Origin of the sequence: Vannielia sp. (genome assembly GCF_029212645.1) — a bacterium.
Taxonomy (GTDB): domain Bacteria; phylum Pseudomonadota; class Alphaproteobacteria; order Rhodobacterales; family Rhodobacteraceae; genus Vannielia.
Genome location: NZ_JARGND010000059.1, coordinates 1 through 3,446 on the forward strand (window position 1 = coordinate 1; position 3,446 = coordinate 3,446).

The following is a 3,446-nucleotide window of genomic DNA, read 5'->3' on the forward strand; positions in this document are numbered from 1 at the left end:
ACGCCACCAGAAGCAGATGATCCTTGCCCAGAACCGTCTCCACCCGCCCCAGGTTATGATCCTGAGTATACTGACCATCCATTCCCAAATCGCCCCGATACCAAACTGATGCCGCTTATAATGGCAGCGAAACGCGGTTAACCAATGACAATATAATGAAATTGTTCTGCCGAGCATTCAACCCCGGATGATCGGCGCGGCCAGCCGCCCCAACCTCCCCTGCCGACGCCACGCAGCCCAACATGGCAAAAGTGCCTGCGCACCCGGCGATCACAAAACCGCCATGCCATGGGAAGCGGTGTGGCAGGCCCATCTTCCCGATGCCTGTTTGCTCTGCGAGAGCGTTTTCAACTGTAATCTTGGGAAGGAAACAACCTTGCTCTTGATCCGCGCCCCTGTGGCAGAGCGCCATGGGGGTGGAGAGTTTCCTACTCCCCTATCGGAGGCTTGGACCGAGCTTGCGGCCCGCCAGCACTTACAATTGAACCGTCAAAGGGCGGCGCGGATGCGGGCGGCGGCGAACTTGAACTCGGGGATTTTGCCCCAAGGGTCGAGATTGGGGTTTGTCAGCACATTTGCGGGGGCTTCGCGGAAACAAAAGGGGATAAAGAGCATGCCTTGGGTCACGTCCCGGTCAGCCCGTAGCGTGAGCGTGATCTCGCCGCGCCGGGTTTCGACCGTAACCTGCTGGCCACGGGTGAAGCCCATACGGCCAATGTCACGCGGGTGCATCGAGACGACCGGCTCATTTTCCTGCGCCCAGAGGGCGGGGCTGGTGCGGGTCATGGCGCCGGTGTGCCAATGCTCCAGCATGCGCCCTGTGGTGAGAACGAGGGGGTATTCGTCGTCGGGCAATTCATCAGGGGGCTGAAGATCGGCGGGGACGATGCGGGCGCGGCCGTCGTCGGTGGGGAAGCCTTCGGTGAAGATAACTTCGCTACCGGGGGCGTCGGGGGCAGCGGCAGGGTAGGTTACCGAGCCTTCAACCGCGATCCGCTCCCATGAGAGGTTGGTGAGCGAGGGCATGAGCGCGGCCATTTCGGCGTAGACCTCGGAGGGGTCGGTATAGGCCCAGCCGCAGCCGATACCGTTGGCGACCTGCATGATCAGCTCCCAATCCTGGCGAGCCTCGCCGGGAGGCGGCAGGACCGGGCGACCGATTTGGATTTGGCGGTTGGAATTGGTGTAAGTGCCGAGCTTTTCGGCCTGTGACGAGGCGGGAAGGATGACATCGGCGTGCCAGGCAGTTTCGGTGAAGAAGATGTCTTGCACGACGAGGTGTTCGAGCTTGGCGAGGGCCGCGCGGGCGTGGCGTTGATCAGGGTCTGACATCGCCGGGTTTTCGCCCTGGATATACATGCCTTTGATTTTATCGTCGTGGATCGCATGAATGATTTCGACCACGGTGAGGCCACTGGCCGGATCAAGTGTGCGGCCCCATGCGTCCTCGTATTGGGTGATGAGATCAGGGGATTCGACCGATTTGTAATCGGGGTAGAACATCGGGATCAGGCCCGCATCGGACGCGCCTTGCACGTTATTCTGGCCGCGCAGTGGGTGCAGGCCGGTGCCGGGGCGTCCGACGTGGCCTGTGATCAGAGCGAGGGCGATAAGGCAGCGGGAATTGTCGGTGCCGTGGACGTGTTGCGAGATGCCCATGCCCCAGAAGATGATGCCGCGCTCGGCGGTGGCAAAGGCGCGGGCGATGGTGCGAATCTCATCGGCGGGGACGCCGCAGATCGGCGACATTTCCTCGGGCGTGAAGCCTTTGACCTTTTCGCGAAGCGCCTCGAAGCCATCGACGTTGGCCTGGATATATTGCGCGTCGGTCAACCCCTCGTCGATGATGGTGTGAATCATCGCGTTGAGCAGGGCTACATCGCGGCCTGGCTCGAAGACGACGGAATGGGTGGCGTGGCGCATCAGGCCCTGGCGGCGCGGGTCCATCACGATCAGGGCCGCGCCGTTCTTGGCGGCCTGCTTGAAGTAGGTGGCGGCGACCGGGTGGTTTTGCTCCGGGCGCGCGCCGATGATGAGGATGCAGTCGGATTTTTCGGCGTCGGTGAAGGGGGCTGAAACGGCGCCGGAGCCGACGCCTTCCATCAGCGCGGCAACGGAAGAGGCGTGGCAAAGGCGGGTGCAATGATCGACATTGTTGGTGCCAAAGCCTTGCCGCACCAGCTTTTGGAATAGGTAGGCCTCTTCGTTGGTGCCCTTTGCGGACCCGAAACCTGCGAGGGCTTGGCCACCGTCGCGCTCAATGATGGTTTTGAGGCCGCCGGAGGCGCGGGCGAGGGCTTCTTCCCATGTGGCTTCGCGGAAGACCTCGTGGATGCGATCCGTGGAGAGCTCGGCGAGCGCGTCCTTTGGGGCATCATCCCGCCGGATCAGCGGCTTGGTGAGGCGTTCGGGGGAAAGGACATAATCATAGCCGAAGCGCCCTTTTACGCAGAGTTTGCCCCGATTGGCCGGGCCTTTGCGCCCCTCGACCTGAATGATCTTGTTATCCTTCACCGAAAGCTCCGTTTGGCAGCCAACACCGCAGAAGGGGCAAACGGATTTAACGGTTTTCTCAGCGTATTCAGTGCGTTTGGTGGCCTCGCCATTCAGGAGGGTTTTCTCCATCAAAGCGCCGGTTGGGCAGGCTTGCACACATTCGCCGCAGGCCACGCAGGAGGAATGGCCCATCGGGTCGCCCTGATCGAAAACCGGCAGCGCAGCGGTGCCGCGTGAGGCCATGCCGATCACATCATTCACCTGCACTTCGCGGCAGGCGCGCTCACACAGGGTGCAGGAAATGCAGGCATCAAGATTGACGGCGATGGAGGGGTGGGTGGCGTCGTGAAAGATGCTGTCCACCGGGATTTCGCTGCGCGCGCCGGGGCGGGTGCTGGGGAAATGGGGCTGGCTGAGGCCCGCGAGCTTGGCTTGGGCCCAGAAGTGGGCTTCCGGGTCTGGTGAGGTGTTGCGGGCGGGCATATCGGAGGCGAGCAGATCAAACACGAGGCGGCGATTGGTTTTGGCCCGCTCAGTGCCGGTAAAAACCTTGAGGCCATCACTGGCGAGGCGTTTGCATGAGGCGGCAAGGGTGCGCTCGCCCTCGATTTCAACCATGCAGGCGCGGCAATTACCATCGGCGCGATACTCGGGATCGTCCTTGTAGCAGAGATGCGGAATGGCGGTTCCGTGGCGCTTGGCGACCTGCCAGATGGTTTCATCCGCGTCGGCTGTCACCTCTTTGCCGTCAAGATGGAAGGTGACTGTGGTGGGCAGGTCTTTCATCGGGCGGTCTCCGGGTGGTGGGGTGCGCCCACCCTACAGATTGCGGTCATCACAGCTCCTCCGGGAAGAAGCGGATCAAATGGCGGATCGGGTTGCCTGCCGCCTGGCCGAGGCCACAGATCGAACTGTCCGTCATCACGGTGATGAGGTCTTCCAGCAGGTTG

General features: G+C 62.0%; 2 protein-coding genes. Both read right to left on the bottom strand.

Annotated features, from left to right (window positions below):
- Window positions 1–489: 489 nt before the first annotated feature.
- The gene (gene fdhF, locus P1U55_RS14250; protein ID WP_301048297.1) at window positions 490–3,273 is read right to left on the bottom strand and encodes a formate dehydrogenase subunit alpha; all 2,784 of its coding nucleotides are present in this window, start codon (window positions 3,271–3,273) and stop codon (window positions 490–492) included.
- A 58-nt stretch (window positions 3,274–3,331) separates the two neighbouring features.
- Window positions 3,332–3,442, bottom strand: coding sequence for an NADH-ubiquinone oxidoreductase-F iron-sulfur binding region domain-containing protein (locus tag P1U55_RS15890; RefSeq protein WP_366943064.1), 111 nt, complete (start codon window positions 3,440–3,442; stop codon window positions 3,332–3,334).
- Window positions 3,443–3,446 lie beyond the last annotated feature (4 nt).